General features: G+C 63.5%; 27 protein-coding genes. 17 read left to right on the top strand and 10 right to left on the bottom strand.

The genetic code is table 11. The features are described from left to right. Window positions 1–32: 32 nt before the first annotated feature. The 3 genes from LMTR21_RS03380 to LMTR21_RS03390 all read right to left on the bottom strand — a co-directional run bounded on the left by LMTR21_RS03380 (window position 33) and on the right by LMTR21_RS03390 (window position 3,268). The gene (locus LMTR21_RS03380; RefSeq protein WP_065751359.1) at window positions 33–1,673 is read right to left on the bottom strand and encodes an ankyrin repeat domain-containing protein; all 1,641 of its coding nucleotides are present in this window, start codon (window positions 1,671–1,673) and stop codon (window positions 33–35) included. Window positions 1,674–1,905: 232 nt separating this feature from the next. Next, window positions 1,906–2,151: a hypothetical protein gene (locus LMTR21_RS03385; protein WP_065751358.1), complete on the bottom strand. Its 246-nt coding sequence runs from the start codon at window positions 2,149–2,151 to the stop codon at window positions 1,906–1,908. A gap of 103 nt (window positions 2,152–2,254) precedes the next feature. Then, window positions 2,255–3,268, bottom strand: coding sequence for a helix-turn-helix transcriptional regulator (locus tag LMTR21_RS03390; protein ID WP_148635929.1), 1,014 nt, complete (start codon window positions 3,266–3,268; stop codon window positions 2,255–2,257). A gap of 88 nt (window positions 3,269–3,356) precedes the next feature. Between LMTR21_RS03390 and LMTR21_RS03395 the strand changes: the two genes are divergently transcribed. Then, window positions 3,357–4,001 carry a glutathione S-transferase family protein gene (locus tag LMTR21_RS03395; protein ID WP_065751356.1) on the top strand — a complete coding sequence of 215 codons (645 nt, stop codon included), beginning with the start codon at window positions 3,357–3,359 and terminating at the stop codon, window positions 3,999–4,001. A gap of 40 nt (window positions 4,002–4,041) precedes the next feature. After that, window positions 4,042–4,476 carry a DUF6157 family protein gene (locus tag LMTR21_RS03400; protein WP_065751432.1) on the top strand — a complete coding sequence of 145 codons (435 nt, stop codon included), beginning with the start codon at window positions 4,042–4,044 and terminating at the stop codon, window positions 4,474–4,476. Window positions 4,477–4,482: 6 nt separating this feature from the next. On the opposite strand, the gene LMTR21_RS03405 is transcribed toward LMTR21_RS03400, so the two are convergent. Continuing rightward, entirely contained in the window at window positions 4,483–5,268 is a 786-nt protein-coding gene (locus LMTR21_RS03405; protein ID WP_065751355.1) for an enoyl-CoA hydratase/isomerase family protein, read from the bottom strand. A 738-nt stretch (window positions 5,269–6,006) separates the two neighbouring features. On the opposite strand from LMTR21_RS03405, the gene LMTR21_RS03410 reads away from it, so the two are divergent. Continuing rightward, complete coding sequence (locus LMTR21_RS03410; RefSeq protein WP_065751354.1) at window positions 6,007–6,672, top strand: Crp/Fnr family transcriptional regulator; 666 nt, start codon at window positions 6,007–6,009, stop codon at window positions 6,670–6,672. 17 nt (window positions 6,673–6,689) lie between these two features. Continuing rightward, window positions 6,690–7,574 (top strand): DUF6537 domain-containing protein, encoded by an 885-nt coding sequence (locus LMTR21_RS03415; RefSeq protein ID WP_065751353.1) that lies wholly within the window; start codon window positions 6,690–6,692, stop codon window positions 7,572–7,574. Window positions 7,575–7,759: 185 nt separating this feature from the next. Here the strand turns inward: LMTR21_RS03415 and LMTR21_RS03420 are convergent, their stop codons facing one another. Further along, window positions 7,760–9,154, bottom strand: a complete 1,395-nt coding sequence (locus LMTR21_RS03420; RefSeq protein WP_084030466.1) for a TAXI family TRAP transporter solute-binding subunit — start codon at window positions 9,152–9,154, stop codon at window positions 7,760–7,762. Window positions 9,155–9,576: 422 nt separating this feature from the next. Here LMTR21_RS03420 and LMTR21_RS03425 point away from each other — a divergent pair, with 422 nt between their 5' ends. Both LMTR21_RS03425 and LMTR21_RS03430 read left to right on the top strand, forming a co-directional pair. Continuing rightward, window positions 9,577–9,930: a DUF3307 domain-containing protein gene (locus LMTR21_RS03425; protein ID WP_187399303.1), complete on the top strand. Its 354-nt coding sequence runs from the start codon at window positions 9,577–9,579 to the stop codon at window positions 9,928–9,930. 198 nt (window positions 9,931–10,128) lie between these two features. Next, complete coding sequence (locus tag LMTR21_RS03430) at window positions 10,129–10,533, top strand: hypothetical protein (protein WP_065751350.1); 405 nt, start codon at window positions 10,129–10,131, stop codon at window positions 10,531–10,533. 111 nt (window positions 10,534–10,644) lie between these two features. Here the strand turns inward: LMTR21_RS03430 and LMTR21_RS03435 are convergent, their stop codons facing one another. Further along, complete coding sequence (locus LMTR21_RS03435; protein ID WP_065751349.1) at window positions 10,645–10,983, bottom strand: YkgJ family cysteine cluster protein; 339 nt, start codon at window positions 10,981–10,983, stop codon at window positions 10,645–10,647. Window positions 10,984–11,028: 45 nt separating this feature from the next. Beyond that, window positions 11,029–11,727, bottom strand: coding sequence for a helix-turn-helix transcriptional regulator (locus LMTR21_RS03440; RefSeq protein ID WP_065751348.1), 699 nt, complete (start codon window positions 11,725–11,727; stop codon window positions 11,029–11,031). A gap of 102 nt (window positions 11,728–11,829) precedes the next feature. On the opposite strand from LMTR21_RS03440, the gene LMTR21_RS03445 reads away from it, so the two are divergent. After that, the gene (locus LMTR21_RS03445) at window positions 11,830–12,078 is read left to right on the top strand and encodes a hypothetical protein (RefSeq protein WP_065751347.1); all 249 of its coding nucleotides are present in this window, start codon (window positions 11,830–11,832) and stop codon (window positions 12,076–12,078) included. 61 nt (window positions 12,079–12,139) lie between these two features. Further along, window positions 12,140–12,868, top strand: a complete 729-nt coding sequence (locus tag LMTR21_RS03450) for a glutathione S-transferase family protein (protein ID WP_065751346.1) — start codon at window positions 12,140–12,142, stop codon at window positions 12,866–12,868. On the opposite strand, the gene LMTR21_RS03455 is transcribed toward LMTR21_RS03450, so the two are convergent. After that, window positions 12,869–13,501 carry a pyridoxamine 5'-phosphate oxidase family protein gene (locus LMTR21_RS03455; protein ID WP_065751431.1) on the bottom strand — a complete coding sequence of 211 codons (633 nt, stop codon included), beginning with the start codon at window positions 13,499–13,501 and terminating at the stop codon, window positions 12,869–12,871. It abuts the gene before it with no gap. Between the two features lie 118 nt (window positions 13,502–13,619). Here LMTR21_RS03455 and LMTR21_RS03460 point away from each other — a divergent pair, with 118 nt between their 5' ends. Next, on the top strand, window positions 13,620–14,513 hold the full coding sequence (locus LMTR21_RS03460; RefSeq protein ID WP_065751345.1) for a LysR family transcriptional regulator: 894 nt from the start codon (window positions 13,620–13,622) through the stop codon (window positions 14,511–14,513). On the opposite strand, the gene LMTR21_RS03465 is transcribed toward LMTR21_RS03460, so the two are convergent. Next, on the bottom strand, window positions 14,510–14,938 hold the full coding sequence (locus LMTR21_RS03465) for a PaaI family thioesterase (protein WP_065751344.1): 429 nt from the start codon (window positions 14,936–14,938) through the stop codon (window positions 14,510–14,512). The genes LMTR21_RS03460 and LMTR21_RS03465 overlap by 4 nt on opposite strands. A 231-nt stretch (window positions 14,939–15,169) precedes the next feature. Next, complete coding sequence (gene pobA / locus LMTR21_RS03470; protein ID WP_065751343.1) at window positions 15,170–16,339, bottom strand: 4-hydroxybenzoate 3-monooxygenase; 1,170 nt, start codon at window positions 16,337–16,339, stop codon at window positions 15,170–15,172. Window positions 16,340–16,625: 286 nt separating this feature from the next. On the opposite strand from pobA, the gene LMTR21_RS03475 reads away from it, so the two are divergent. From LMTR21_RS03475 to LMTR21_RS03515, 8 genes are all read left to right on the top strand, one after another. After that, window positions 16,626–17,642 (top strand): TRAP transporter substrate-binding protein, encoded by a 1,017-nt coding sequence (locus LMTR21_RS03475; protein ID WP_065751430.1) that lies wholly within the window; start codon window positions 16,626–16,628, stop codon window positions 17,640–17,642. 165 nt (window positions 17,643–17,807) lie between these two features. Beyond that, window positions 17,808–18,317, top strand: coding sequence for a TRAP transporter small permease (locus LMTR21_RS03480; RefSeq protein ID WP_065751342.1), 510 nt, complete (start codon window positions 17,808–17,810; stop codon window positions 18,315–18,317). Between the two features lie 5 nt (window positions 18,318–18,322). Next, window positions 18,323–19,639, top strand: coding sequence for a TRAP transporter large permease (locus tag LMTR21_RS03485; RefSeq protein WP_065751341.1), 1,317 nt, complete (start codon window positions 18,323–18,325; stop codon window positions 19,637–19,639). A gap of 124 nt (window positions 19,640–19,763) precedes the next feature. After that, a complete protein-coding gene (locus tag LMTR21_RS03490) occupies window positions 19,764–20,225 on the top strand; it encodes a DUF3237 domain-containing protein (protein WP_065751340.1) in 462 nt (153 codons plus the stop codon). Window positions 20,226–21,242: 1,017 nt separating this feature from the next. Continuing rightward, complete coding sequence (locus LMTR21_RS03500) at window positions 21,243–22,046, top strand: crotonase/enoyl-CoA hydratase family protein (RefSeq protein WP_065751339.1); 804 nt, start codon at window positions 21,243–21,245, stop codon at window positions 22,044–22,046. A 1-nt stretch (window position 22,047) separates the two neighbouring features. After that, window positions 22,048–23,937, top strand: a complete 1,890-nt coding sequence (locus LMTR21_RS03505) for a feruloyl-CoA synthase (protein ID WP_065751338.1) — start codon at window positions 22,048–22,050, stop codon at window positions 23,935–23,937. 31 nt (window positions 23,938–23,968) lie between these two features. Further along, a complete protein-coding gene (locus LMTR21_RS03510) occupies window positions 23,969–24,730 on the top strand; it encodes an SDR family NAD(P)-dependent oxidoreductase (protein WP_065751337.1) in 762 nt (253 codons plus the stop codon). A 227-nt stretch (window positions 24,731–24,957) separates the two neighbouring features. Continuing rightward, window positions 24,958–25,377, top strand: coding sequence for an acyl-CoA thioesterase (locus tag LMTR21_RS03515; RefSeq protein ID WP_065751336.1), 420 nt, complete (start codon window positions 24,958–24,960; stop codon window positions 25,375–25,377). Window positions 25,378–25,448 lie beyond the last annotated feature (71 nt).

The following is a 25,448-nucleotide window of genomic DNA, read 5'->3' on the forward strand; positions in this document are numbered from 1 at the left end:
GACAAGCCCGGCCATGACGAGAGAGTTGCGCTTCAAGCTTCGCGCCCCAGCAATTCCTCGGCGACGTCGTCGGAGAATTGCCTTCGCACGCGCGCGACCATTGCGTGTTCGGATTCGCCGGCGATCGCAATGGCACCGGGCATGCCATGGTCGCACAGTGCGCGTGCACAGCCGGCCCAGTCGCCGCCTTCGACTGGCTCGTTGAGGGACGCCCATGACAGCGTGCCGCAAGCATTGTCCCCGAAGCCATGCCGCTCGGTCCACTCAGCGCCGTGTTCGAGCAGAAAACGCGTCAGGCCGGCATTGCCGCGGAATACCGCTTGGTTGAGCGCAGATGCATCCCAGTCGCCGCCGCGCACCGCGATCGGCCAGCCGAGCGTGACCATCAGCTTCACGACGTCATCGGCGCCGGCCGCGGCCATGTCAGGCAGCAATCGCAATTGCGCCGGCGACAGCGAGGCCGGCAGGTCGCGCCGCCGGGCTTGAATCGCGCGCGCCTCGGCTTCATCGCCGCGCGCACACGCGGCGATGAAGCGCTCTTCGTCGGAGATGTCAGGTTCGCCGGCTGGCCCGCGCAGCAGCGCCGCGGCATCGGAGAGGCCGAACCGCAGCGCCAGCCGGTAGGGACTGACATCGGCAGCGGTCGGCCGCACCGGGTCGGCGCCGGCTTCCAGCAGCGCCATCACGTGACGCGGCCGCCTTCGGTAGATCGCCCAGGCCAAAGGCGAGCCCCAATCCGTCAGCGGCGGATTTTGCGCCGGCTCGTTCGCATCGCCGCCATGCTGCAGCAGCAGTTTCAGCGCGGCGTCGTCCTCGAGGTCGATCGAGCGGTAGATCGCGTTGCTCCCGGCAATGCGTGCGCCGTGCTCCAGCAGCAGGCGCGTGCATGCCGGATTTTCCAGCGAGTGATAAAGCGATTCACCGTCATTGGGATTGGCGCCGGCATCGAGCAGCAGCTTCGTCAGCACCGGATCATGGTTGCTGCCGGCCGCGCCGTAGAGCGTCGAGAGCGGGCAGCTCTGGTCCGGCTCGGCCAGCGAGCCCGGCGGCCAGCGGCTGAAAATGTGCTGGTTGACGTCGGCACCATCAGCGATCAGCAATCGCGCGCTGGCGTGCAGGCGCTGGCGAAATTCGTCCACGCGCGAGAGGCTCGAATGCGCAATCGCCAACAGCGGCGGCAATCGCAGCGGGCCGCCGGGACGATTAACCCACGCCGGATCGGCCTCCGTCGCCCGCCGCAGCGCGCCTTCGTCGCCGATCGCGCAGGCGAGCCAGGGATCGCCTGCGATCAGGTCGGGATCGTCAGCCAGGATCCGCAGCGCGACGCGCGGGTTGGCGCGGTTCACCGTGCCGCTGACATCGCCGGAATAGAGGAGCTGCGCCCAGTGCAGGACGCGGGCGTCGCGCTTGTCGCGTGCCGCCATCTGCACTTCGACGTATTGCTTCAGGTCGGGCCAGGACACAAAGCCATGCTCGCGCGCGATGCATGATTGCGCGTCGTGCAGGCGAAGTTCGAGGGAAGCAATATCCCCATCGCTACGGCCGGAAGCTACCGGCAGTGCGCTGCGCAGCCGCACCATCGTTGCCGCGTCGCGGCTTCGATAGAGACGGATCAATTGCTTGGCTTGCTTTTTCAGATGATCGAGATTCAGTCGATCGGGTGATCGGTCCATCAGACACCTCCGTGCGTGACATCGCCGACGGCCCGCAAAACCGGCTGCACAAAGGCTCTAGATGTCGCTCGAAAGCTTGCAAGTGGGTTCAACCCTTCCCGCGGGCCCGGGAGCGGCTTGCACCGCAGGCGCCACAATATGGCCGCCGCGGGCAGGGGTCAACGCATCAGGCACGCGGAAAAATCCCGGTCGCGCAGTGCGGCCGGGATCTTTCTTGACTAACTCTGTTGGATCAGTAGGCGCAGACGTTCACGGTGCGCAGGCGCACGCCACGGCGGGTTTCGACCCAGCGCTGCCGCAGGCAGCCGTTCAGACCGGTATCGACATAGACGCCGCCGAAGCCGACGCTGACGGCGGGACCCCAGCCGTAACCATGGCCCCAATGATGGTGATGAAAGCCCCCGGCGGACGCGGGCGCCGCAGCAGCAAAGGTGAGGGAGGCGGCGGCAATCAGTCCGAGGGTAATCTTGCGAAACATACTCAATTTCTCCAATTCTTTGGCGCGAGGCCGTTGTTGCGTCCCTGCCCATCAGTCGAGCCGGCAACGGCTTGCGTTCATGCGCGAAGCGAAGAATCGTGTTTCAGGAATGTTTCGCGGAACGGGATCTTCGTAAATTTTCTCTATCCGGACATCGGTAGCGCGCGGCCATTTCTTGCGTCAGCTCGGCCATCTTGTCGCGCAGCTCCGCCGGCGCCAGCACCTCGGCATCCGCGCCGAGACGCAGCAGTTCGGCGGCGGCATGCCATACCGTTTTCCCGATCGGCACGACGGCGATTCGCCAGCCGTCTGCGTCCGCCGTCTCCTCGATGCGGGTGCGCGTCCGCACGTAAGGCTGGCTCAAGGCGTTGAGCAGTTTGACGCCGAACGGCGACAGCCGCACGGTGGCGGCGTTCGGATGCATCTCAGCCTCGAGCCGCAGTGTTGCCGCCTGCCAATAGGCGGCGAGATCGAAATCGGCGGGGCGTACGAAGCCCTTCTCCAGCACATTGCAATCGAGAACGCGCGCCACGCGATAGGTGCGCACGCTGCCGTCGACATCGCCTGCGAGATACCAGCTACCGCCCTTCAGCACGAGACCGAGCGGCGCGACGCGGCGGCGCTTCTCTGCCCGCCAGCTCTGGTAGCGGATTTCGATCAAGCTTTCGCGCAACAGCGCAGCAGCAATGGCGCGCAGATGTTTCGGCTGCTCGGCCTCGCCAAACCAGCCGGGCGTATCGAGATGAAAGCGCTCCTGCATTCGCCCGGCGTTCGGGCGCAGATTTTCGGGCAGCGCCGCCATCAGCTTGGTCTGCGCCGCCATCATCGCAGCATCCAGGCCGAGCGCAGCCGCAGGACCCGGCAGTCCCGTCATGAACAGCGCCTCGGCCTCCGGTTGCGACAATCCGTTCAGCCGCACGCGATAGCCGTCGAGCAGGCGATAGCCGCCTTCCGCGCCGCGCTCGGCATAAACAGGGACGCCGGCCGCCGCCAGCGCATCGATGTCGCGATAGATGGTGCGCACCGAAACCTCGCAAGCTTCGGCGAGTGCAGGCGCGGTGATCTGTCCCCGCGCCTGCAGGGTGGTGAGGATCGAAAGCAGCCGGCTCGCGCGCATGGCCCCTTAAACCATACCTGACACAGGATGTCAGGTATGGTCCGGCATAGAAGGCCTGCTGCCCGTCGGCTTCAAAAGGAGACTGCCAATGACCAACCAGGACCGCATCACGCTTTATTATTCGCCGCAGAGCCGCGCCACGGGCACGCGGGTGCTGCTGGAGGAACTGGGCGCGCCTTACGATCTCCATGTCCTGAACATGAAGGCAGGCGAGCAGCGCCAGCCGGCCTATCTCGCCATCAACCCGCTGGGCAAGGTTCCGGCGATCCGCCATCGCGGGGCGCTGGTGACCGAACAGGTCGCCGTCTACACCTATCTTGCCGACCTGTTTCCGAAGGCCGGGCTGACGCCCGCGCTCGACGATTCGCAACGCGGCCCGTATCTACGCTGGATTGCCTATTATGGATCGTCGTTCGAGCCGGCCCTGATCGACCGGTTCATGAAGCGCGAACCGACGCCGGTGTCGCACTCGCCCTATTCCGATTACGACACCATGCTTGGCGTATTGGAGGCGCAGCTTTCGAAGGGGCCTTATCTGCTCGGTGAGCGCATGACAGCCGCCGACATTCTCTGGGGCGTGGCGTTCAGTTGGACGATGATGTTTGGCCTCGTGCCCGGAAACGACGTATTCAAGGCCTATGCCGAGCGCATCACCTCGCGCCCCGCGTTCAAACGGATCAGCGCGGCCGATGATGAAATGGCGGCGCAGCACGCCGCAGCCCCCGGCGCGTGAGGCCAAGAAGACGCGGCATCAAGAAGGCCTGGATTCCTGGATGACAAAGACCGTTCACACGACCAACTGCTTCGACACCTTCATCCAGGTCGCGGAAGATTGTCCCGCGCGTACCGGCGAAGAGCCGCCGGCGCGCGCAGGGAATCCGACCGTGGCTGGCCTTCAGTACCAGATGATTGCGGAAGCGCCCTACAAATACACCTCCGATGATGTGGTGTTCGCGACCTCCGCGCCCGGCCGGCAGCTCGGCGCAAAGGCGACGAAAAAGGAGAAAAACCTCGCCCGCGACGAATTCTTCTCTAAGGGGCAGGCGTGCCTGCGTGCATCGGGGCTCGGCAAGCGCTTCGGCTGGGGCGTGCATGCCGATGCCGAAGGGCGCGTCGCGATCTATGCCGTCGACAGCCCGCGCTACAAGGCGCTGGCGCGCGATCCCGCGATCAAGCAGGTCCGGGCGATGCGGACGAAGCGGGCTTAAGCTTCTTCAGAACTTCGGCGGACGCTTTTCCGCCAGCGCTCTTACGCCTTCCCTGATCTCGGCGCCGCGCATGCTCTCGCGGTGGCGCACGTTGGCGGCGTCCTCGTCGAGCTTGCCGCGCGCGAATTCGTTGATGGCGCGCTTCATGCCGCGCATTGCAAGCGGCGCATTGCCGGCCAGGATGGCGGCGAGCTTGTCCACTTCCTCGTCCAGCCTTTCCGGCGGCACCATGGCGGTGAGGTAGCCGATCCGCAGCATCTCCGGCGCGGTGATTTTCTGTGCGGTGAGAAACAGCATTTTTGCGTTGTCGACGCCGAGCCGCGACACGTAGCGTTCGATGCCGCTCTTGTAATAATGCAGCCCGAACCGCGCCGCCGGCATGAACATCTCGGCGGTATCGACGCCGATGCGGAAATCGCAGGCCAGCGCCAGATCGGTCGAGCCGCCATAGACGCCGCCATTGACCCGGCAGATCGTCGGCACGCCGAGATCCTCCAGCCGGTTGACGACGACCTCGAAGGCCGAACCCGCGCTCGGCTGTTCGTTCTCGCTGGTCGCGCGGTCAGCCACCGAATTGAGATCATAACCGGAGCTGAAGGCGCGGCCGGTGCCGGTCAGCACCATGACGCGGATCGCCGGATCAGCCTCGATCCGGTCGAACAGTTTCAGGAGATCGCCGAGATCTTCGCTCTGCAGCCGGTTCATGTGCTGCGGCCGGTTGAGGCGGATGGTGGCGCGGGCGCCGTTGATTTCGAGGATCGGCGCACTCGCCGCGTCGGCTACGTCGGACATTATTCTCTCCATTTTTGACCGTCATTGCGAGCCATCGGGTCGGCGCGAAGCGCCGCCAGATGACAGGCTCCGCGAAGCAATCCATCTTGCTGTGCAAGGGAAGAATGGATTGCTTTGTCGCTCTGCTCCCTTGTGCGAACGCTTCCCGTTTGTCGCAGGCAATGACGGATTGTGGTTTTGGTTGCTTATTTTCTTGCGTGCCGCAACTGCCGCAACCCGGAATGAGCTGTACGACGTTGAGCACCCGGAGGATGTTGAGCGGGCACGCCCATAGCACCGCATCGACCCATTGGTGCGCCGCCTCGGAGGCGGGGGCTGCCGTGAGCGCCACCATCGCACCGACGCGGCGGCCACCGCGATATGGGCCGCCTTGGTCATGTTGCGGCCAGCCGTCTTGGCGGTGAACTGAACCAGTGCCGAGAGAACGAGCCGCTTGGACATCGGATGAGAAGGGGCCTGGCAAGTGCGATAATGCGGGATAAGGGTCAGGCTGCAGCGTGACCAATGCCGCGCAAAGTGCCCGCCTGCGGCGAGGCCGCCAACGACAGCTGCGCCACGGCCGGCCGGTTCAGGCCGCGGCCCGAGAAGGAGAGCGAATTTTACCCCTGAATAGTGAGAATCCCGACAAAACGTCGCCTTTTCCTCGTATACCAAAAGGGCCCCGCGCCGTTTACGATGGCGGCGCCGCAGCAGAATCGCGACAAAAATTCAGTCCCTGAAGCAATTGGTTGGCATCCAATGGATACGTCTCATCTGGCTCAACACGCAGGAACGGCCGGCGCGTTATTCGCGACAATTTTCGTGGTCGCCACCACCACGATGAAGACCATGATCCCGTTGCGGGTCTTTGGCATTCTCGCCAACGTCATCCTGATCATAACCGCGATCCCGGCCCACAACTACCTGGTGATGGTGGTGCAGTTCGCCATGCTGCTGGTCAATTCCTACCGCCTGCATCAGATGCTGCAATTGGTGCGCGACGTGAAGAAATCCGTCAACAGCGACCTGTCGATGGAATGGCTGAAGCCGTTCATGACCGAGCGCAATTGCGCGGCCGGCGAGATCCTGTTCTACAAGGACGAGAAAGCCGAGGACATGCTCTATATCGTCAGCGGCAAGTTCAAGCTGGTCGAATCGGGCATCGTGCTGCCGGTCGGCGCCATCGTCGGCGAGCTCGGCATGCTGTCGCCCTCGAACACGCGAACCCAAACGCTGGAGTGTATCGAGAGCGGCCTGATCCTGAGCGTCAGCTACACCAAGGTCGAGGAGCTTTACGTGCAGAACCCCGCGTTCGGCTTCTACTTCCTCCGTCTCGCCAGCGCGCGTCTGTTCCAGAATCTGGATGCGGCGGAAAAGCGGCTGGCCCAGCATCTGGCGTCCACCGCCGAGCCGAAGCCTGCGTAGAGGCCGGAGCAGGGAGAGTGACAGACCGCGGGTTCCTGTCGTCGCTGCGTTATCTGTTCGCCGACTTCATCGGCGAGGATGATGACGACACCGCGCCGTTCCTGCCCGAGGGGCTGCCGGAGCCGGTGATGGCGGTGGCGAGCGAGGCCATCCATCTCCTCATCGACTATCAGGGCCCGGGCTACGCCCGGCTCTATGTCGACCGGCTGCGGCGCTTCATCGGCAAACGAGGCGTCGACGACGTGATGCTTGGCGAGATTGCGCGGCTGATGGCGGTGCGCATGAGCTATCAGGATCCGATCCGGATCGCGCAGCTCAAGCTCGCCGAACTGCAGGGACGTTCTGCCGGCTCCGTGGACGTCAGGAAATTCAGGCTCGTGGAGTTGATCGGCGCGCTTCCCGCCATCTTCGCCGAATACGTCATCGATGCGCTGGATTGGCTGGGCTGGGCCCAAAGGCGCGTCTCCATCCGCTTCAGCACGGCGAGCCGGTACGGCATTCGTCGCCTCAAGATGGAGGCGGGCTTGCGGCGATGGCGGCTGTTTTCGGTACGCTATGCCAAGGAGCGGGTCTGGGTCGAGCGCTGGCTGCACATGATCGATCGCAGCCTGACCAAGCAGCCGCAGGCGGCGCCGACGATCATCCAGACCGCGACTATGATCGAGGGTTATGGCGACGTCTATCGCCAGGGCATGGCGGACTGGAACGCGATCATCGACGGCCTCGCCAAGCCGACCTTCGACGGCGTGCTGGCCTTGTCGGATCTCGCCGGCGCGGTGACCGAGGCTCGCGCCGCCGCGCTGCCCGATCCGCGGCAGTCCGCGCTCAAGCGCAAGATCGCGGAGATCCGCGCGCGGGCGACTGCCAGCGCGTATGTGGCGATTTCGTCTGAAAAGACGTAGGGTGGGCAAAGCGAAGCGTGCCCACCATCTATCTGCGTCGGTGGTTTGAATGATGGGCACGCATCCACGTTTTTTGTCATGGCCGGGCTTGTCCGGGCGTCGTCCCGGCCATCCACGTCTTTCTTGTTTTATTGAAGCAAAGACGTGGATGCCCGGCACAAGGCCGGGGCATGACGAGAGTGGGTTCACGCACTCTGCGCGGTCTTCACGACCACGACCTTTTCATCCGCGGCATGCCGCTTGAGGTGCTCGCGGCGCAGGCCGATCTCGTCGCGCACGAATTCATAGCCGAGCTTGAAGGTATCCAACCCGTCGCTACTGATGGTGCCGTCGCGCAAGCCGATCACCACGCCCCGCAGGATCGTTTCCAACTCGTCCTGCAACTCGTCGAGCGCGTCCAGCGAGTTGGCGTATTCCATGCGCTCGCCGATATCGAGAATGGCGGTTGCAAGCTGGCTGGCCTTTTCCGGCGCCACCCGGGTGATCTTGGCATAGATGGCGGCAAAGATGGTGCCGATGATGCTGAGCGCTGCGAGTGCGACATACATCAGGTCGCTGTAGCGTTCGACGAAGGACTTGGTTTCATCATTGATGTATTCGGCGGCGCCCGGATGCGCCACGATGAAGGCGTCCTTGTCGGTCGCGGCCGGCTCGATCTTGGAGGCGAACCCGTCGGGAAGCGCGAGCTCGGCCTTGTTCTCGTAGATGATCCGCGCCAGATCGCCCACAGTCGTGGTCGAGAGCCTGGATTGGGCGACCAGCAGCCATTCGAGCCCGATGGTGTCGACGTCTTCGGCGGGCAGGGCGGGGGAGGCGGACAGCATTCCGGTTGCCACCGTTTCCTCCGATATCGCCGGGTACTTTCGCGCGATCGCCTTCGCCGACTCGATGGCATTCAGCGTGAAGCCGCCACGCCTGGCATATTGCTCGTAGCTCTTGTCCTTTACGATCTGCGAGGCGTGCGCGATCTTGATCACGGCGCCGAAGCCCGCGGTGAAGAGCTGGTCGAAGGTCTGGCCCGGCGCCGCCATCTGCACCCGTGTCGCCGCGTCCGGGGTGTCGGACAATTCGAGAATGTTGCGCACCAGCACAGCCCCGCTCTCACTGTCGGCGATAACCGCGATCTTCTTTTTCTTGAGATCCGCGATGGTCTTGATCTTCTTGCCGTTCGGGCTGATCAGCAGCAGCAGGTCGTGTTCGAGGATCGCCAGCGCGCGGGCGCGGGGCGGTATCCTGGCGTCGGTGCGCAATATCGCAAGGTTGGCTTCCTTGCGGTCGAACTGCGACAACGCCCTGGCATTGTCGCCGTTCGGCACGATCTTGAGCCGGAGCCGCGAGGAATTATTTTTCAGCACCGTCGCCAGCCTGGCGGCGAAGCGCGCCTCGGGACCGTTGGTATCACCGACCGCAAATACCAGCGTCTCGGAATTGCGCAGCAGGGTCCGGCCACCCCACACCACGGCGGCGGTCAGGACCAGCGTCAGGATGGAAAACAGCAGGATCTGAGCCCGGTTGCTCTTGACCGTCCGCGACCGGCGACGCGGCATTTTCGGATGCGGCGTTGGGGCTTCAGCACTCATGGCTCGTACCCGGAAGGTCAGGGACGTGTCGCCGCCGAGCTGGCGCGGCAGGCGTCCGAATGAATTCGTAAATACCTAGAAAAGAACGATAATTTTGCCTGCCTGGGAATGATAGCCCGCTCCTATGGGATTGCAAACCGCGCTGGCCGGTAACCTTACCCGTATAAGTCCGCTGTGCGCCGGTGCCGCAGTATCGCAGTTCCGCCACACCGTGCGATTTTCAGACTACCGAGAGGTGCATTCCTGCCCGGGAGATGTCATAAATAAAGGCAACGTTAGAGTAGTCCGGGTTTGAAAAGAACATTGCGCTGACAGCCTAGGCCCCGGTTTTTTCGCCACCCCGTCAGTCCCAGCAAAGGGCGTCAGCTTTGTTGTTTCCTTCGATGTCGTCCTCGGTTCCGGTAGGTGCGCTGGTAGGATGGATGCTGCTTCTGACCGTGAAGCACGTCATTGCCGACTTCATGCTGCAAACTTCCTGGATGGCGATCGGCAAGGATCAGAAGACCGGCTGGGCGCTGCCGCTGCTCGCGCACTGCCTCGTGCACCTGGCGGTGTCGCTGGTGTTGATCCTGATCGTCGCGCCGCGCTTCTGGTTCGTCGCCTTTATCGATTTCTTCATTCATCTCATCGTCGACCGTCTCAAGGGGATCATCGCGTCCCGCTTCGGCGTCACGCTGGAGAACGAGCATCCGTGGTTCTGGACGCTGATCGGCGTCGACCAGGCGCTGCATCATCTCACCGGTTTCGGTCTGGCGATCTTCATGGCGGCGAACTGATCCCGCGTTCGGCGCGGTCGCACTCCTGGTCTCAATCATCCTTCGGCATCAGAAAACGTCGCCTCCGCGTCGACCACGAATCATGTGTCGATTCCGCTTCAGTCGTGATTGGAAAGTCCCCCCGGAACACTACTGGCAAGCGTGGTTAACCCTTCATTAGAGAATTGCGCGGCATCTTCCGGAAAGGGAGAACCCGCAATGTTTTCAAGCCGCGAAGCCTTCGAGAATGATTTCTGTCCGGTCCGGGACGAGCTCTTGGGCGAGATGTACCGCGCCAATGCGCACGGCCTGCCGCTGCTGGTGGACAGCGTTTCTTCCGACGTCCGCGCCATGCTGGCGCTGTTCTGCTACCGCCGCAGCCATCTGCACGCGCTGGCTCTCGCCATCGCCGCGAGCTGCACCGAGCGCGAGCTGATCCACTTCGGCGGCCGGGTCGGTTCCACGCTCTATGCACTGTCGCGCGAACCCGCGGCGCGTTCCGCCTCGTCGTCGTCCAACGGCGGCCGCAAGCCGATCACCCTTTCGACCAAGCCGCTTTCGACGTTCAAGCCGATCGACGACGAGATCGACGAAGAAGATTTTGCGGAAACCGTGACGGCGTAACTTTGTAGCGCCGGGACCCTCTCGCAACCGGCCAAAGCTGCCCCGGACTGCGCGGAGCCTGTCATCGGGCGCGCATTCGCGCGACCCGTTGGCTGCATCCGGGCTACGGATCTAGGCAGGAACGACGGGAAGAATCGGCAATCCGTGCCGCTTTCGCGCCATCGCGCATTCGACATCGCCCGGCATGCAGGTGCGGCACACTTCGGGCCGCACCGCGTAGACCAGGCACGACGTCGCCTCGCCGACCTTGCCTGACAGCGCCGAACAGCGGTCGCCGTCGCAGCGCATGCCCGACAGCCGTTCGTTGACGAACCGTTCCGGGATCAGGTCGAGCGCGGCATCGTCCTCGATGGTGAAACGCGGCCAGTTCTGCGAGTAGCTGCAGCAGGCGCCGCAGGCCTGGCAGGGACTTTGGTAGGCGCTTTGGTTCTCGGCGGCGATTCCTTGCATGAACAGCGTTTAGCCCGGAATGACGGCCGCGGCCAGCGGCCGCCGTCAGGTATCTTTCGGCGCTTCCCAGACCAGGCTACGCCGCCATTTCGCCCGCAGGATGTCGCGCCGTTCAGGATATTTTTCGTCGTGGTAGACCGCGTCGATGACGCGGTCGGTGCGGAAGCTGCGAAAATCCTTCCGCAGTTCGCACCATGCCGCCAGGATCCGCACCGCCTCGTGATAGCCGACCGCAATCGGCCAGATCGTGCGCTGGCTGTCGCGGCCACGCTCGTCGCGATAGTTCAGCGTGATCTTCTTGCCATCGTGAATTTGCGACCGTGTCCGCACCATGTCGATGCGGTCGGGCTCCCGGTTCCATGCCCGCCGGGCGCGGCTGGCGGGTTCCAGCACGAACGGCCGCAGGCGCTCGGGCACGGTCTCGGCGACTTTCGCCATCAGGTCCTGCGCAGCGCGCGCCAGCGCGGGATCGGCATGGCCGACCACCCATTGCGCGCCGAGCACGCAGGCCTCGATCTCATCGGGCGTGAGCATCAAGGGCGGCAGGTCAAATCCCTTTTCCAGGATGTAGCCGACGCCGGCTTCGCCGCGGATCGGCACGCGCTGTTCGATCAGGGTCGTTATATCGCGGTAGATGGTTCGCTTCGACGTCTCCAGCTCGGCCGCGATCGCGTCTGCCGTCAAAGGTTTTCGGGTGCGCCGGAGCACCTGAATGATCTGGAATAGCCGGTCGGCCCGTCTCATGGCTCATCTCTTTTTTAAAAGGCGTCTGCCCGATGCTGACAGCATGTTGGCAGCAGGGGGTCGGTATATCGGGACAACACCTCAAGTGAAGGGAATTTGTCCATGACGATTTTCAGCGAATTCGGCCCCCTGGGAAGCCGCGGACCTCTCGCAAATGCCCAGGGCTTTGCACTGGAACAGCTCGTTTCGATCCACTGCGTCACGTCAGACCTGCGCTGGGCAATGCTCGAACTGGCCTGGCGCTCGCTCACGGCAATGTGCGCCCTGGCGCGAGCGCAACTCGTGGCGTGGGCGCGCAAGCACCGTACGCCGCGGGAGGAGGAGCGCCATAGCCAGCATTGCTGCTGCTGACACCATGGTGGCAGCAGGGGGGCGCTAGCCTCGGGGCATGTTTTGAGATCGGGAGACCTGCATGATTGTCCTTTACGGCTTCGGCGCCGGTTTCGGCCTGCCGGAGATCAGCCCCTTTGTGACCAAGACCGAGGTCCAGCTAAAGATGGCCGGTCTCGCCTACCGCAAGGAAAAGGCCAAACCACCTGCCTCCCCGAAGGGGCAGTTGCCTTATATCGTCGATGAGGCCGAGACGATCGCCGATTCCACCTTCATCCGCGCGCATCTGGAAGCCAAATATGGCTTCGATTTCGACGCGCCGCTCAGCCTGCAGGCGCGGGCGCAGGCCTGGGCCTTCGAGCGCATGATCGAGCACCATGTCTATTGGGCGCTGGTCGGCGCACGCTGGGTCGATGGCGACAACTTTGCCAAGGGACCGGCGCATTTCTTCGACAGTGCACCAATGCATCTGCGCGAGAAGATGCGCGAGGATGCGCAGTTTCGCGTCGCCGAGAACTATCTGCTCAGCGGCCTCGGCCGCCACGCGCCGGATGAAGATATCGATCTTGCCGTCCGCTCGCTGTTTGCGCTGTCGGTGCAGCTTGGCGACAAGCCCTTCCTGATGGGCGAAACGCCATGCGGCATGGACGCCACCGCCTTCGGCGCGCTCGCCGGAATTCTGACGCCGTTCTTCGAATCGGCGCTGCGCCAGCGCACCGAGCAGTTCGCTAACCTCACCGCCTATGTCGACCGGATGATGCTGCTGTACTACCCGGAATTCGCCTGGGCGCCGGTGCAGCAGGCGGCGTGATTACGGCGCCGCTGCTGTGTGCTGCCCCTTAAGGGCAGCCAACTCGGACTCCAATTCGGTGATGCGGGCGTCGCGCACGGCCAGTGCCTGCGCGACGTCGGCGGCGTCGAATTTCTGCGGGATGTGCTGCGGGCAATTGGTGTCCCACGCCGCGATCCTGAACAGGATGACCTGCTCGGGGCGCGCCTTGTAGCCCTGCGGCATCAGCGCTTTCGTTAGGGCTTCATCGTCTTCCACCACGCGCGCCTCGCCCCAGATCTTCACGCGCCGGCGATGCGCGTAGTCCATCACGAAAATATGCGCGTGCGGATTCTCCGACAGATTGCCTTGCGTGATGTACTGCCGGTTGCCGCTGTAATCGGCGAACGCAATCGTGTTCTTGTCGAGCACTTTGACAAAACCCTTCGGCCCGCCGCGGTGCTGGATATAGGGCTGGCCGTCGGCGGAGGCGGTCGAAAGAAAAAAGCTGTTGGTCTCGGCGAGGAAGCCGGCGAGGTTTTCGTCGATCTCGGTGCGCCAGCCGCCGCGCGCCTCGACATTGGCATAAGCGTCGCGCGAGCCCTTGCGGGCCTGGATCGCCTTCACCGCCGGGGTGAAAGCAACGTCGCTGGAATAGGTGTGAACGTCAGACATCTGAGCCTCCTCATGGAGCGCCAACACGGTCGTCCTTCGGCCCTCAAGATGGACGTTTCGGTAGCATAAACAATCCTGGCAATTGACACTTCACCATTGCTGGATATGCAATAGTAGGATGGACCGGCTCGATGCCATGCAGGCCTTTGTCGCTGTCGCCGACTTGCGGGGCTTTGCCCCGGCGGCGCGCAAGCTCGGCCTGTCGCCGTCCGCCGTCACGCGGCTGATCGCGGCGCTAGAGGACCGCCTCGGCGCGCGGCTGCTGCAGCGGACCACGCGGCAGGTGACGCTGACCGATGCCGGCTCACGCTATCTGGAGCGGGCGCGGCGGATTTTGGCCGACGTCGACGAGGCCGAGGGCGCCGTCGCCGGCGAGCGGACGTGGCCGGAGGGGCAGCTCGTGATCTCGGCGCCGGTCGGCTTCGGCCGGCTGCATGTCAGCGGAATCGTGACCGCTTATCTCAAGCGCTATCCGGACGTGGGCGTCGATCTCCGTTTGTCCGACCGCATGGTCAACCTCGTCGAGGACGGCGTCGATCTTGCCGTCCGCATCGGCCATCTGCCCGACTCGACGCTGGTGGCGCGCCATGTCGGCGAGATGCGGCGGATCGTGGTGGCCTCACCGGGCTATCTCAAGGCGCGCGGCGAACCGCAGCGGCCGGGTGACATCCCGGCGCATGACACCATCCAGTTCGGCGCCATGACGGCGGCGCTCGACTGGCGCTTCGTCGAGGACAACAGCGAGGTCCGCATCGCCAGCACGCCGCGCTTCGCCACCAACAGCTCGGACGCCGCGATCCAGTATGCGGAAGCGGATGGCGGCCTGACGCGGGTGCTGGCCTATCAGGCCGCCGAATCGCTGAAGGCGCGCCGGCTCAAGATCGTGCTGGCGCAATTCGAACAGCCGGCCCTGCCGATCCACATCGTCTATCCGACCTCGCGGCTGCTCTCGGCCAAGGTGCGTACCTTCATCGACCTCGTCACTGAGATGGCCGACTGGCATTTCGGTTAGGCCACCGGCTCCTTCTTCGGCACCACGCGAAACGTCGCATTGGCCCGTGCGATCACGACGCCGTCGGCCTTGATCAGGCTCTGCGCGAAGCAGATCGTCCGGCCGGTCTTGACGACGTCGCTCTCGATCGCGAGCCACCGCCCGACCTCCGCGGTGCCGACGAAATCGACCGCGAGGGAGACCGTCACCAGCGACGACACGCCGCCCATCACATGGGCGCAGCTATGGCCCATGGCGTTATCGGCGAGTGCGGCGATCAATCCGCCATGGATCAGGCCGCGACCATTGGTGTGCGGTTTTGCCAGACGCAGCCCGATGATGACGGCCTTGTCGGTCGTCTTCGAATACAGCGGCTCCCAGGGGTCGGTGAGCGGGCTCCTTCGGGTGCGAGGCGTGAAGCCTGCGGGAATGTCGGTGGCGGTCATGTGCGGCTCGCGTGTTGACGAAGTCTGTCGTCATTGAACGCAACGCGCGCGCGAAGTCATCGCCTACAAAGTTTTAAACGGGATTACGACGGATGTTTGAAATGCCCGCGCTCTCTCCCCGTCATTGCGAGCGGAGCGAAGCAATCCATCGTCCCGCATACGCAGATGCATGGATTGCTTCGTCGCTTGCGCTCCTCGCAATGACGGTAGTGCTCACCCTGCGGCTCCCGCCTAAAACGGCAGCCCGACATAATTCTCCGACAATGACGCCGACGCCGCTTTCGAATTGACCACATAATCCAGCTCGGCAAGCTGAATGCGCGCGCCGAATTCGCCCTCGTCGGGGAATTGGTGCAGCATCGAGGTCATCCACCAGGAGAAGCGCACCGCCTTCCAGACCCGCGCCAGCGCGCGTGCCGAATAGCCGTCGATGCCGGCGGAGGATTTCTCGTCGTAATATTCGCGCAACGCCTGCGAGAGGTAATGCACGTCGCTGGCGGCGAGGTTCAACCCCTTGGCGCCGGTCGGCGGCACGATGTGGGAGGCATCGCCGGCCAGGAACATCCGCCCGAACCGCATCGGCTCGGCGACGAAGCTGCGCAGCGGCGCAATGCTCTTCTCGATCGAGGGGCCGGTGACGAGTTCGTCGGCCGCCTTCTGGTCGATCCGGCGTTTCAACTCGTCCCAGAAGCGCTCGTCCGGCCACTGGTCGATATGATCGTCGAGCGGACATTGCACATAGTAGCGGCTGCGCTTGGTCGAACGCATGGTGCAGAGCGCAAACCCGCGCGCATGGTTGGAATAGATCAGCTCGGGGCTGACCGGCGGGGTCTCCGAGAGGATACCGAGCCAGCCGAATGGATAGATCCGCTCATAGGTCTGGATCGCCGACGGCTTCACGCTGGCGCGGCTGACGCCATGAAAGCCGTCGCAGCCGGCGATGAAGTCGCATTCGATCTCGTGGGTGACGCCGTCCTTGACGTAGCTGACCCGCGGCCGGTCGGTATCGAAATCGAGCGGCTTGACGTCGGCGGCCTGGTAGACGGTGGTGAGGCCGGCAGCCTTGCGGGCGTTCATCAGGTCGAGCGTTACCTCGGTCTGGCCGTAGATCATGACGGTCTTGCCGGTGGCGCCATGCATGTCTATGCGATGCCGTGCCCCGCCAAAGGCGAGTTCCACGCCGTGATGGATCAGCCCCTCGCGATGGGCGCGCGCGCCGGCGCCGACCGCGTCGAGCAGCGCCACCGTGCCTTCCTCGAGCAGGCCGGCCCTGATGCGGCCGAGCACATATTCGCCCGTCTGCCGCTCGAGGATGATGTTTTCGATCCCGTAGAGATGTAATAGTTGCCCAAGCAACAATCCTGCCGGACCTGCACCTATGATTGCGACTTTTGTCCTCAAGGCCGGCTCTCCGATTGCTGTAGTCTACAGGTCCGCCGCGCGCGGACTTGCCGTGATGATTATATCATATAACAGTCTTGGCAATGCCGGTCGGCGCAAAAACGCGGCGCGTCGTTCGCCGCAGCGCACAAAACAGATGCGGCCGAACGTCCGTTTTGAAAACGCGCGTCCGTCTTGAAAATGCGGACGCGTTAGATAACATGTTAACTAACGGAGCCGGGTAAACAGGCCTGTCATGAGACTGCCAAAGAAACTGCCAAGGAAACTGCGAGGGGAGAGAATGTCCATGAGAAAAGCGTTGTTGGCGCTGCTGCTTGCAGCCGGTGTGACGCCTGCGCTGGCGCAGGAAAAGACCTTCGAGCTGAAGATTTCGCACTGGGTGCCGTCTTCGCATCCGCTGCAGAAGTCGCTGGAAGACTGGGCGGCCGCGGTCGAAAAGGATTCCGGTGGCACGATCAAGTCCAAGGTGTTTCCGGCCCAGCAGCTCGGCAAGGCGTTCGACCATTACGACATGGCGCGCGACGGCATCGCCGACGTCACCTATGTCAACCCCGGCTACCAGCCCGGGCGCTTCCCGCTGATCGGCGCCGGCGAACTGCCGTTCCTGATGTCGGATGCCAAGGGCGGCTCGATGGCGCTCGACGCCTGGTACCGCAAATATGCCGAGAAGGAGATGAAGGACGTCAAGTTCTGCCTCGGCTTCGTCCATTCCCCGTCGTCGTTCCATTCCCGCACCAAGAAGATCGTCGTGCCCGACGACATCAAGGGCATGAAGATCCGCCCCGCCCACGCCACCATGGCCAATTTCGTCACCCAGCTCGGCGGCACCAACGTGCAGTCGTCCGCGCCTGAGGTTCGCGACATCATCGAGCGCGGCGTCGCCGATGCCGTCACCTTCCCGTGGGGCTCGCTGCTGCTGTTCGGCATCGACAAGGTCACGAAGTACGACATGGAGGCGCCGCTCTATGTCACGACATTTGCCTTCGTGATCAACAAGGACAAGTACAACGCGATGTCCGACAAGCAGAAGAAGGCGATCGACAACAACTGCAACACCGAGACCGCGGGCAAGGTCGGGGAGCACTGGGGCAAGATGGAGGATGCCGGGATCGCGAAGATCAAGGCGGAGCCCAGCCACGAGGTCTATACGCTGACGCCGGAGCAGATCGGACTTTGGAAGAAGGCTGCCGAGCCGCTGGTCAAGACCTGGGGCGACGGCGTCAAGAAGAACGGCGGCGATCCGGACACGGCGCTGACCGAGCTCAAGGCCTCGCTCACCAAGTACAACGCGCTCGCGCAGTAGACCTTCTTCTCCCTCTCCCGCTAGCGGGGGAGGGCGGGGTGGGGGTGTCTCTACACGGAGAATCTTCGCGTGGAGAGAGCCCCACCCGGCGCTGCGCGCCGACCTCCCCCGCAAGCGGGAGAGGTGAATACTGAATTCTGAGCACCACTTCAGGAACCTCCGCACATGAATCGCGCGTGGATGGATCGTTTCATCGACACGATCGAATGGATCGCCGCCGGCTTCGTCGGCATCGTGGCGCTCAACATCTTCATCGGCGTTTTGCTCCGCAACACGCTCAATTATGCGATCCCCGATTCCTTCGACATCGGGCGCATGCTGCTCGGCATCCTGATCTTCTGGGGCATCGCGGCCACCAGCTATCGCGGCGGCCACATCACGGTCGATCTGGTCTGGGCCAATGTCGGCCCGAAATACCAGCGCATGATCGACGTGTTCGCAACGCTGGTGCTGCTGTTCGTGGTGTCGGTGCAGACCTGGACGCTGTTCGACAAGGTGCGCACCACCTATAACGACAACGTCCTCACCTTTGACATGCACATGCCGACCTGGCCGTTCTTCGCCATCGCCTGGGCCGGCGACGGCGCCGCGGTGCTCTTGATCGCGATCCGGACCTACCGGCTGATTTTCCACCCCGAAGACATCCATGACGCCAAGGTCAAGACGGTAGAGTAGGTCGCATGAGCACAGATGCCGTCGCTGTCATCGGATTTGTCGCGCTGTTTGCGCTGATGCTGCTGCGCGTGCCCGTCGGCATGGCGATGGGCCTCGTTGGCGTCTGCGGCTTTGGTTATCTGGTCGGCTTCACGCCGGCGCTGAAACTGGTCGGCCAGACCTCGATGCGCACGGTGACCGACTACACCTTCGGCGTGATCCCGATGTTCCTGTTGATGGGTACGTTCGTCAGCAATTCCGGCATGAGTCGCGAGCTGTTTCACGCTGCCAACGGCTTTGTCGGGCATTTGCGCGGCGGGCTCGGCATCGCCACCGTCGGCGCCTGCGGTGGCTTTGCCGCCATCTGCGGATCGTCGGTGGCGACCGCCGCGACCTTCTCCGCGGTGGCCTATCCCGAGATGCGCCGTTTCGGCTATCCGCAGTCCTTCGCGACCGGTGTGATCGCGGCTGGCGGCACGCTGGGCGCGATGCTGCCGCCGTCGACCGTGCTGGCGGTCTACGGCATCATCACCGAGCAGGATATCGGCAAGCTCTTCATCGCCGGTATCATTCCCGGCCTGCTGGCGATGACCATGTACATGCTGACCATCGCGCTGATCGGCTATGTCAAACCTGATTTTCTGCCGCGGGGTAAACCGACGTCATGGCGCGAGCGCTTTGCCGGGTTGAAGAACATCTGGGCGCCGGTGCTGCTGTTCATCTTCGTGATCGGCGGGCTCTACGGCCTGCCGTTCCTGCCGCGCTTCACGCCGACCGAGGCGGGCGGTGTCGGCGCCACCGGCGCGTTCCTGATCGGCGTGCTCACCGGCCGGCTCGACAAGGAGAAGATCCTGGCCTCGCTGCTGCAGGCGACCCGCACCGCGGCCGCCGTCTTCACCGTGCTGATCGGGGCGCTGATCTTCGGCTACTTCCTGACGGTGACGCAGACCCCGCAGAAAGTGACTGAAATCCTCACCGGTCTCGGTCTCGGCCCCTACGGCATCCTTGCGCTGATCATGGTGATGTATCTCGTGTTGGGCTGCCTGATGGATGCGATGGCCATGATCATCCTCACCGTGCCGATCATCTTCCCCGTCATCATGCATCTCGGCTTCGACCCGATCTGGTTTGGCATCATCATCGTGATGACGGTGGAACTGGGCCTGATCCATCCGCCGGTCGGCATGAACGTCTTTGTCATCAAGAGCGTGGTGAAGGACGTCTCGTTCTCCACCATCTTCCGCGGCGTGCTGCCGTTCGTGGCGACCGACCTCATCCGCCTGGTGATCCTGATCGCCTTTCCGATCCTGGCGCTGTGGCTGCCGCAACGCATGGCCGGATAGACTGGTAGCCCGGATGGAGCGAAGCGCAATCCGGGACAACTTCAGCCGGTGCGAGGCAGCCCCGGGTTGCGCTGCGCTCCACCCGGGCTACGATGCTTTGCAATCGGAGATCAACGGTGGCCCGATGACCCCGCAGCTTGAGACCAGATACGTCTTCACCATCACCGCCCGGATCGGCGAGGTGACGTCCGCCGGTGAAATCGGCACCGGCGTGCGCCGGATCATTCCGATCATTGGCGGCGAGGTGAGGGGCGAGCAGGTCAACGGCAAGGTTCTTCCCTTCGGCGCCGACTTCCAGATCATCCGCCCCAATGAGCTGATCGAGCTCGAAGCCAAATACGCCTTCGAGACCGACGATGGCGCGGTCGTCTATGTCGAGAACAAGGGCCTGCGCTTCGGCCCGGTCGAGCTGCTGCAAAAACTCAAGCGCGGCGAGCCGGTCGATCCCAAGTTGATCTATTTCCGCACTGTGCCGAAATTCGAGACGGGCGCGCCGAAATATCGCTGGCTGATGGAAAACCTCTTCATCGCCTCCGCCGCCCGCCACGCCGACCGGGTCGTCATCGATGTGCACCAGGTGCTGTGAGCTTTTAGAGCCGTAGCCGTAGGGTGGGCAAAGGAGCGTTAGCGACGTGCCCACCATCCATCACCGATCGCGCGCGCTCGATGGTGGGCACGCGGAGCCTGTCATCGGGCGCGCATTCGCGCGACCCGTTGGCTTTGCCACCCCTACGGGCTTCGACAAGATAACCGACAAACAAATCAATTCTGATTTTCCGAAATCGTGTCAAGCCCGGAATTGAAAAATATTCCGCTTAACAGGCAACCCAAATCAGTCGCATAACTCCGTCCGTCTCACGGCAGATGAGGGGCGCTTCGCGATCGTCACGAACGTGCGGTGAGATGCGGTGGACGCGAGGGCGTCGGCGCGCAAGGCGGCTGCAGGGCGATGTCAAAGTCGTGAGCGGCTCACGGCGCGCAAGATGAGCGACGCCATTTGCGTACGGCAAAACCGTGTGGTCCTGACACCCGTGGCTGGTGCCAAGCTGCCGGTGGCTATTCTGATCCAACCGGATCGATTTAGTCATCAAGCCGGCAACGACGGAGGCCAGAGGAATTCGGCTCCGGGGAGACCACGGCATAAGCCGTCAACCCATTGCGCAGGGAATGCCGGAGTGCCTCGGCTGTACCTGTATACTCGTGTGCGCATTTCCTACACCCATTGCACACGAGACCGCGGGTGCAGCAAGCACCCGGCATTCCCTGCTCCCTCTTTCGAGGGATAAGGTTCTTGGTAAAGCTCGGGCAGTTCATGTCGCGAGATCGCGAACGCATATTCCGTTGTCGTTACCCGCGAATGCGGGTGATCCAGTATTCCAGAGACGTCAGGGATCGAACCGAGAAGCCGCGGCGTACTGGATCCCCGCATGCGCGGGGATGACAGTGGGGCTCGTGGCGCTATCTCCCCGTCATTGCGAGCGCAGCGACTTGTCCGCCGTAGCTCAACGGAGGCGCTACTTCGAACCCACCGGGATACCCGCCTTGACTCCTCCCGCAATCGTTATAAAATATAACTATTCTGCAGAGGAAGTAATATACGCCCATGGGAAACGCCGGCTCCACCGCAGCAGCGGGTCAATCCGACTTGCTCAAGATCGAGCAGAAGGGCGCGGTGCTGACCGTCGGCCTCAACCGTCCGGCCAAGCGCAATGCGCTGAACGACGGCATCATTCTGGCGATCCAGGATTGTTTCTCTAACCTGCCTGACGATGTCGGGGCCGTGGTCATCCATGGCGTCGGCGATCACTTCTCGTCCGGCCTCGATTTGTCCGAACTCACCGACCACGATGCGACCGGCGGCCTGCTGCACTCGCAGATGTGGCACCGGGTGTTCGACCGTATCCAGTACAGCCGCGTCCCTGTGATCGCAGCGCTGAAGGGCGCAGTGATCGGCGGCGGGCTGGAACTGGCCTGCGCCGCGCATATCCGCGTCGCCGAACCATCGGCCTATTTCGCGCTGCCCGAAGGCCAGCGCGGCATTTTCGTCGGCGGCGGCGGATCGGTGCGGCTGCCGCGGCTGATCGGCGTGGCGCGGATGATCGACATGATGCTCACCGGGCGGGTCTATTCGGCGACCGAAGGCTCGGCCTATGGCTTCTCGCAATACCTCACCGAGGCCGGCGGCGCGCTGCTCAAGGCGCTGGAGCTTGCGGAGCGCGTCGCGGCGAATGCGCCGCTGACCAATTTTGCCGTGCTGCAGGCATTGCCGATGATCGCGGAGGCCAATCCGCAGACCGGCCTTCTGATGGAATCCCTGATGGCGACGGTGGCGCAAAGCGACAAGGAAGCCAAACGGCGCATTCGCGCGTTTCTCGATCACAAGACCACAAAGGTGAAGCCGACCTGACATGAGCGCTCAGCCCAGCATGTCCGCCTCGACCGACTCAGCCGCGCGCGAAAATCATCCGCTGCGCCCGATCTCGTTCGGCACGCCTGCTGTGCATGTCGAGCGCCACGACGACGGCACCATCTATCTGCGCCCGAAGGCACAGCTCACCGACTACCCCGTGCGCATCACCGACCGCCTGCATCATTGGGCAGCAAGCGCGCCCGACCGCGTCTTCATGGCGGAGCGCAACGCCGCGCGGGGCTGGCGGCAGATCACCTATGCGGAGTTATTGACGTCATCGTGGCACATCGCCTCCGCACTGCTGGCACGCGGGCTTTCGGCCGAGCGGCCCGTCGTCATCCTCTCAGGCAACTCGATCGATCATGCGCTGGTCGCATTCGGCGCGCTCTATGCCGGCATTCCCTTCTGCCCGGTATCACCGGCCTATTCGCTGGTGTCGCGCGATTACGGCAAGCTCGCCTATCTGATGAAGCTGCTGACGCCCGGCCTCGTCTTCGCTGACGACGCCACGAAGTTCGCCGATGCGCTCACAGCCAACGTGGCCCTCGGCACCGAGATCGCGGCCTCGCGCGGCACGGTAGCCGGGCGTGAGGTGACTAGCCTGGCTGATCTGGTGGCGACGCCGCTGCATCCGCGTCTCGACGCGGTGCACGCGGCGATCGGCCCGGACACGATCGCAAAATTCCTGCTGACGTCGGGCTCGACCGGCAATCCGAAAGCCGTCATCAACACCCAGCGCATGATCTGTGCCAATCAGGTGATGTTGCGCGATACGCTGGCGTTCCTGAAGGACGAGCCGCCTGTTATCGTCGACTGGCTGCCGTGGAATCACACCTTTGGCGGCAATCACAATATCGGGCTGACGCTGTACAATGGCGGCTCGATGTATCTCGACGAGGGCAAGCCGATGCCCGGCGGCATCGAGGAGACCGTGCGCAATCTTCAGGAGATTTCGCCGACGGTCTATTTCAACGTGCCCAAGGGCTATGAATCGCTATTGCCCTATCTGCGCGACGATGCAGCCTTGCGCAAAAAATTCTTCGCCCGCCTCCATGCGATGTTCTTCTCCGGCGCAGCGCTGTCGGCCTTCGTCTGGAACAGTCTCGACGAATTGTCGGTTCGCGAAACCGGCTATCGCGTGCCGATGTTGACCGGGCTTGGCGCCACCGAGACCGCGCCGTTCTTCATGTCGGTCAATCCGCACACCAGCCGCTCCGGCCATGTCGGGCTGCCGGTTCTCGGCAACGACGCCAAGCTCGTGCCCAACAACGGCAAGCTCGAGGTTCGCGCCAAGGGGCCGAATGTGATGCCGGGCTACTGGCGCCAGCCTGATATGACGGCGAAGGCCTTCGACGAGGAAGGCTTCTACAAAATGGGCGATGCGCTGAAGCCGGTCGACCCCGATAATTTCGACGCCGGGTTCGATTTCGACGGCCGCACCGGCGAAGACTTCAAGCTCGCCAGCGGCACCTGGGTCAGCGTTGGGCCGTTGCGGGCGCGTTTCGTTGGAGCTTGCGCGCCGCTGGTGCGCGACGTCGTCATTGCCGGCATCAACCGCGACGAAATCTCGGCGCTGGTGGTGCTCGACCTCGACGGCTGCCGCCTGATCAATCCGACGCTTCCGCTGGATGATCTTGCCGTGGTGGCGTCCGATCCGCTGATCGTGGCAGCCTTCCGCGAACGCTCCCAGCAATTGATCGCGGGCGCGACCGGCTCATCGACAAGGATCACGCGCGCCGTACTGCTCGATGCGCCGCTGTCGATCGACCGCGGCGAGGTCACCGACAAGGGCTCGATCAACCAGCGCGCGGTTCTGGAAAACCGCAGCGCGCTGATCGAGGAAATTTACTCGCCAGCGCCGCCGGCACGGGTGATCACGCTGTACTGAAATCGAACAAGCGTTTTGTAGGGAGAGCACCATGCAGTTGAAGGATCAGGCCGCCATCGTCACCGGTGGCGCATCGGGATTGGGCGCAGCGACCGCGCGCCGGCTCGCGGCGCAGGGCGCCAAGGTCGCGGTCTGCGATCTCAACGCCAAGCTGGCGGAGGCCGTTGCCGCCGAAATCGGCGGTGTCGCCGTGGTCTGCGACGTCTCCGACGCAGCCTCGGCCGAAGCGGCCATCGCCAAGGCGGAGGCGGTCCACGGTCCGGCGCGCGTGCTGGTGAACTGCGCCGGCATCGGCGTCGCCAAGCGCGTGATCGGCAAGGATGGCCCGATGGCGCTCGGCGATTTCGACAAGGTGATCAAGGTCAATCTGATCGGCTCGTTCAACATGCTGCGGCTGGCGACGGCGCCGATGTCGAAGCTGGAGCCGCTTGCCACCGGCGAGCGCGGCGTGGTGATCTCCACCGCCTCGGTCGCGGCCTATGACGGCCAGATCGGTCAGTCGGCCTATTCGGCCTCCAAGGGTGGCATCGTCGCCATGACGCTGCCGATCGCGCGCGAGCTGGCGCAGTTCGGCATTCGCGTGCTGACGATTGCGCCGGGGCTGTTCCTGACGCCGCTGCTCGCCAACCTGCCGCAGGAAGCGCAGGACTCGCTCGCCGCCGCGATCCCGTTCCCGCGCCGGCTCGGCCAGGCCGACGAGTTCGCCTCGCTGGCGCTGCACATGATCGACAATCCGTATCTGAACGGCGAAGTGGTGCGGCTCGATGCCGCGCTTCGCATGGCACCGCGCTAGCGCATGATGAAATCAGATTTGATTGTGACCACGAGGAAGGTGCGCTCCCTCTCCCGCCTGCGGGGGAGGGTTGGGGTGGGGGTGTCTCCGCGGGTGACACTGCCCGAGTGGAGAGAGCCCCCACCCGGCGCTGCGCGCCGACCTCCCCCGCAAGCGGGAGAGGTAAAGCGCGTCTGCGGCTAAACGCATCTAACCAAAAATCATCATGTTCTAGGAAATTTCATTCCATGTTCGTCAACCGGCGCGACGTGCAGATCCAGTGGGGCGACTGCGACCCCGCCAACATCGTCTACTACCCGCGCTATTTCGCAATGTTCGATGATTCGACCTCGATCATGTTCGAGGCCGCCGGTTTCTCGAAACAGGACATCATCCACAAATACGGCCTGGTCGGCATCCCCATGGTGGACACGCGGGCGAAATTCCACATCCCGTCGACCCATGGCGACTGGATCAGGATCGAAAGCTGGATCGAGAGCTTCAAGCGCTCCAGCTTCGAGGTCGTTCACAACGTGTTCAAGGGCGAGGCGCTGGCGATCGAGGCGTTCGAGACCCGTGTGCTGGTCGGCAAGCATCCGGACGATCCGGCGAAGCTGAAATCGGCGCCGATGCCGCCGGAGATCATCGAACGGTTCATGCGGGGCTGACGAAGACGCCCACATGACCTAAAGAAGGGGCTGAATAGTCCGACGAGTTTTGCTTAAGACGATAAATAGAT

Source organism: Bradyrhizobium paxllaeri, from assembly GCF_001693515.2.
Lineage (GTDB): Bacteria > Pseudomonadota > Alphaproteobacteria > Rhizobiales > Xanthobacteraceae > Bradyrhizobium > Bradyrhizobium paxllaeri.

Coding starts and splice junctions, on each gene's coding strand:
- LMTR21_RS03490 (WP_065751340.1), top strand. CDS start 19,764: ATGACCCCGCAGCTTGAGACCAGATACGTCTTCACCATCACCGCCCGG.
- LMTR21_RS03455 (WP_065751431.1), bottom strand. CDS start 13,501: ATGTCTGACGTTCACACCTATTCCAGCGACGTTGCTTTCACCCCGGCG.
- LMTR21_RS03450 (WP_065751346.1), top strand. CDS start 12,140: ATGATTGTCCTTTACGGCTTCGGCGCCGGTTTCGGCCTGCCGGAGATC.
- LMTR21_RS03440 (WP_065751348.1), bottom strand. CDS start 11,727: ATGAGACGGGCCGACCGGCTATTCCAGATCATTCAGGTGCTCCGGCGC.
- LMTR21_RS03500 (WP_065751339.1), top strand. CDS start 21,243: ATGGGAAACGCCGGCTCCACCGCAGCAGCGGGTCAATCCGACTTGCTC.
- LMTR21_RS03485 (WP_065751341.1), top strand. CDS start 18,323: ATGAGCACAGATGCCGTCGCTGTCATCGGATTTGTCGCGCTGTTTGCG.
- LMTR21_RS03515 (WP_065751336.1), top strand. CDS start 24,958: ATGTTCGTCAACCGGCGCGACGTGCAGATCCAGTGGGGCGACTGCGAC.
- LMTR21_RS03390 (WP_148635929.1), bottom strand. CDS start 3,268: ATGCGCGCGAGCCGGCTGCTTTCGATCCTCACCACCCTGCAGGCGCGG.
- LMTR21_RS03445 (WP_065751347.1), top strand. CDS start 11,830: ATGACGATTTTCAGCGAATTCGGCCCCCTGGGAAGCCGCGGACCTCTC.
- LMTR21_RS03380 (WP_065751359.1), bottom strand. CDS start 1,673: ATGGACCGATCACCCGATCGACTGAATCTCGATCATCTGAAAAAGCAA.
- LMTR21_RS03425 (WP_187399303.1), top strand. CDS start 9,577: ATGCTGCTTCTGACCGTGAAGCACGTCATTGCCGACTTCATGCTGCAA.
- LMTR21_RS03435 (WP_065751349.1), bottom strand. CDS start 10,983: ATGCAAGGAATCGCCGCCGAGAACCAAAGCGCCTACCAAAGTCCCTGC.
- LMTR21_RS03410 (WP_065751354.1), top strand. CDS start 6,007: ATGGATACGTCTCATCTGGCTCAACACGCAGGAACGGCCGGCGCGTTA.
- LMTR21_RS03480 (WP_065751342.1), top strand. CDS start 17,808: ATGAATCGCGCGTGGATGGATCGTTTCATCGACACGATCGAATGGATC.
- LMTR21_RS03465 (WP_065751344.1), bottom strand. CDS start 14,938: ATGACCGCCACCGACATTCCCGCAGGCTTCACGCCTCGCACCCGAAGG.
- LMTR21_RS03505 (WP_065751338.1), top strand. CDS start 22,048: ATGAGCGCTCAGCCCAGCATGTCCGCCTCGACCGACTCAGCCGCGCGC.
- LMTR21_RS03420 (WP_084030466.1), bottom strand. CDS start 9,154: ATGAGTGCTGAAGCCCCAACGCCGCATCCGAAAATGCCGCGTCGCCGG.
- LMTR21_RS03405 (WP_065751355.1), bottom strand. CDS start 5,268: ATGTCCGACGTAGCCGACGCGGCGAGTGCGCCGATCCTCGAAATCAAC.
- LMTR21_RS03510 (WP_065751337.1), top strand. CDS start 23,969: ATGCAGTTGAAGGATCAGGCCGCCATCGTCACCGGTGGCGCATCGGGA.
- LMTR21_RS03475 (WP_065751430.1), top strand. CDS start 16,626: ATGAGAAAAGCGTTGTTGGCGCTGCTGCTTGCAGCCGGTGTGACGCCT.
- LMTR21_RS03385 (WP_065751358.1), bottom strand. CDS start 2,151: ATGTTTCGCAAGATTACCCTCGGACTGATTGCCGCCGCCTCCCTCACC.
- LMTR21_RS03430 (WP_065751350.1), top strand. CDS start 10,129: ATGTTTTCAAGCCGCGAAGCCTTCGAGAATGATTTCTGTCCGGTCCGG.
- LMTR21_RS03460 (WP_065751345.1), top strand. CDS start 13,620: ATGGACCGGCTCGATGCCATGCAGGCCTTTGTCGCTGTCGCCGACTTG.
- LMTR21_RS03395 (WP_065751356.1), top strand. CDS start 3,357: ATGACCAACCAGGACCGCATCACGCTTTATTATTCGCCGCAGAGCCGC.
- LMTR21_RS03400 (WP_065751432.1), top strand. CDS start 4,042: ATGACAAAGACCGTTCACACGACCAACTGCTTCGACACCTTCATCCAG.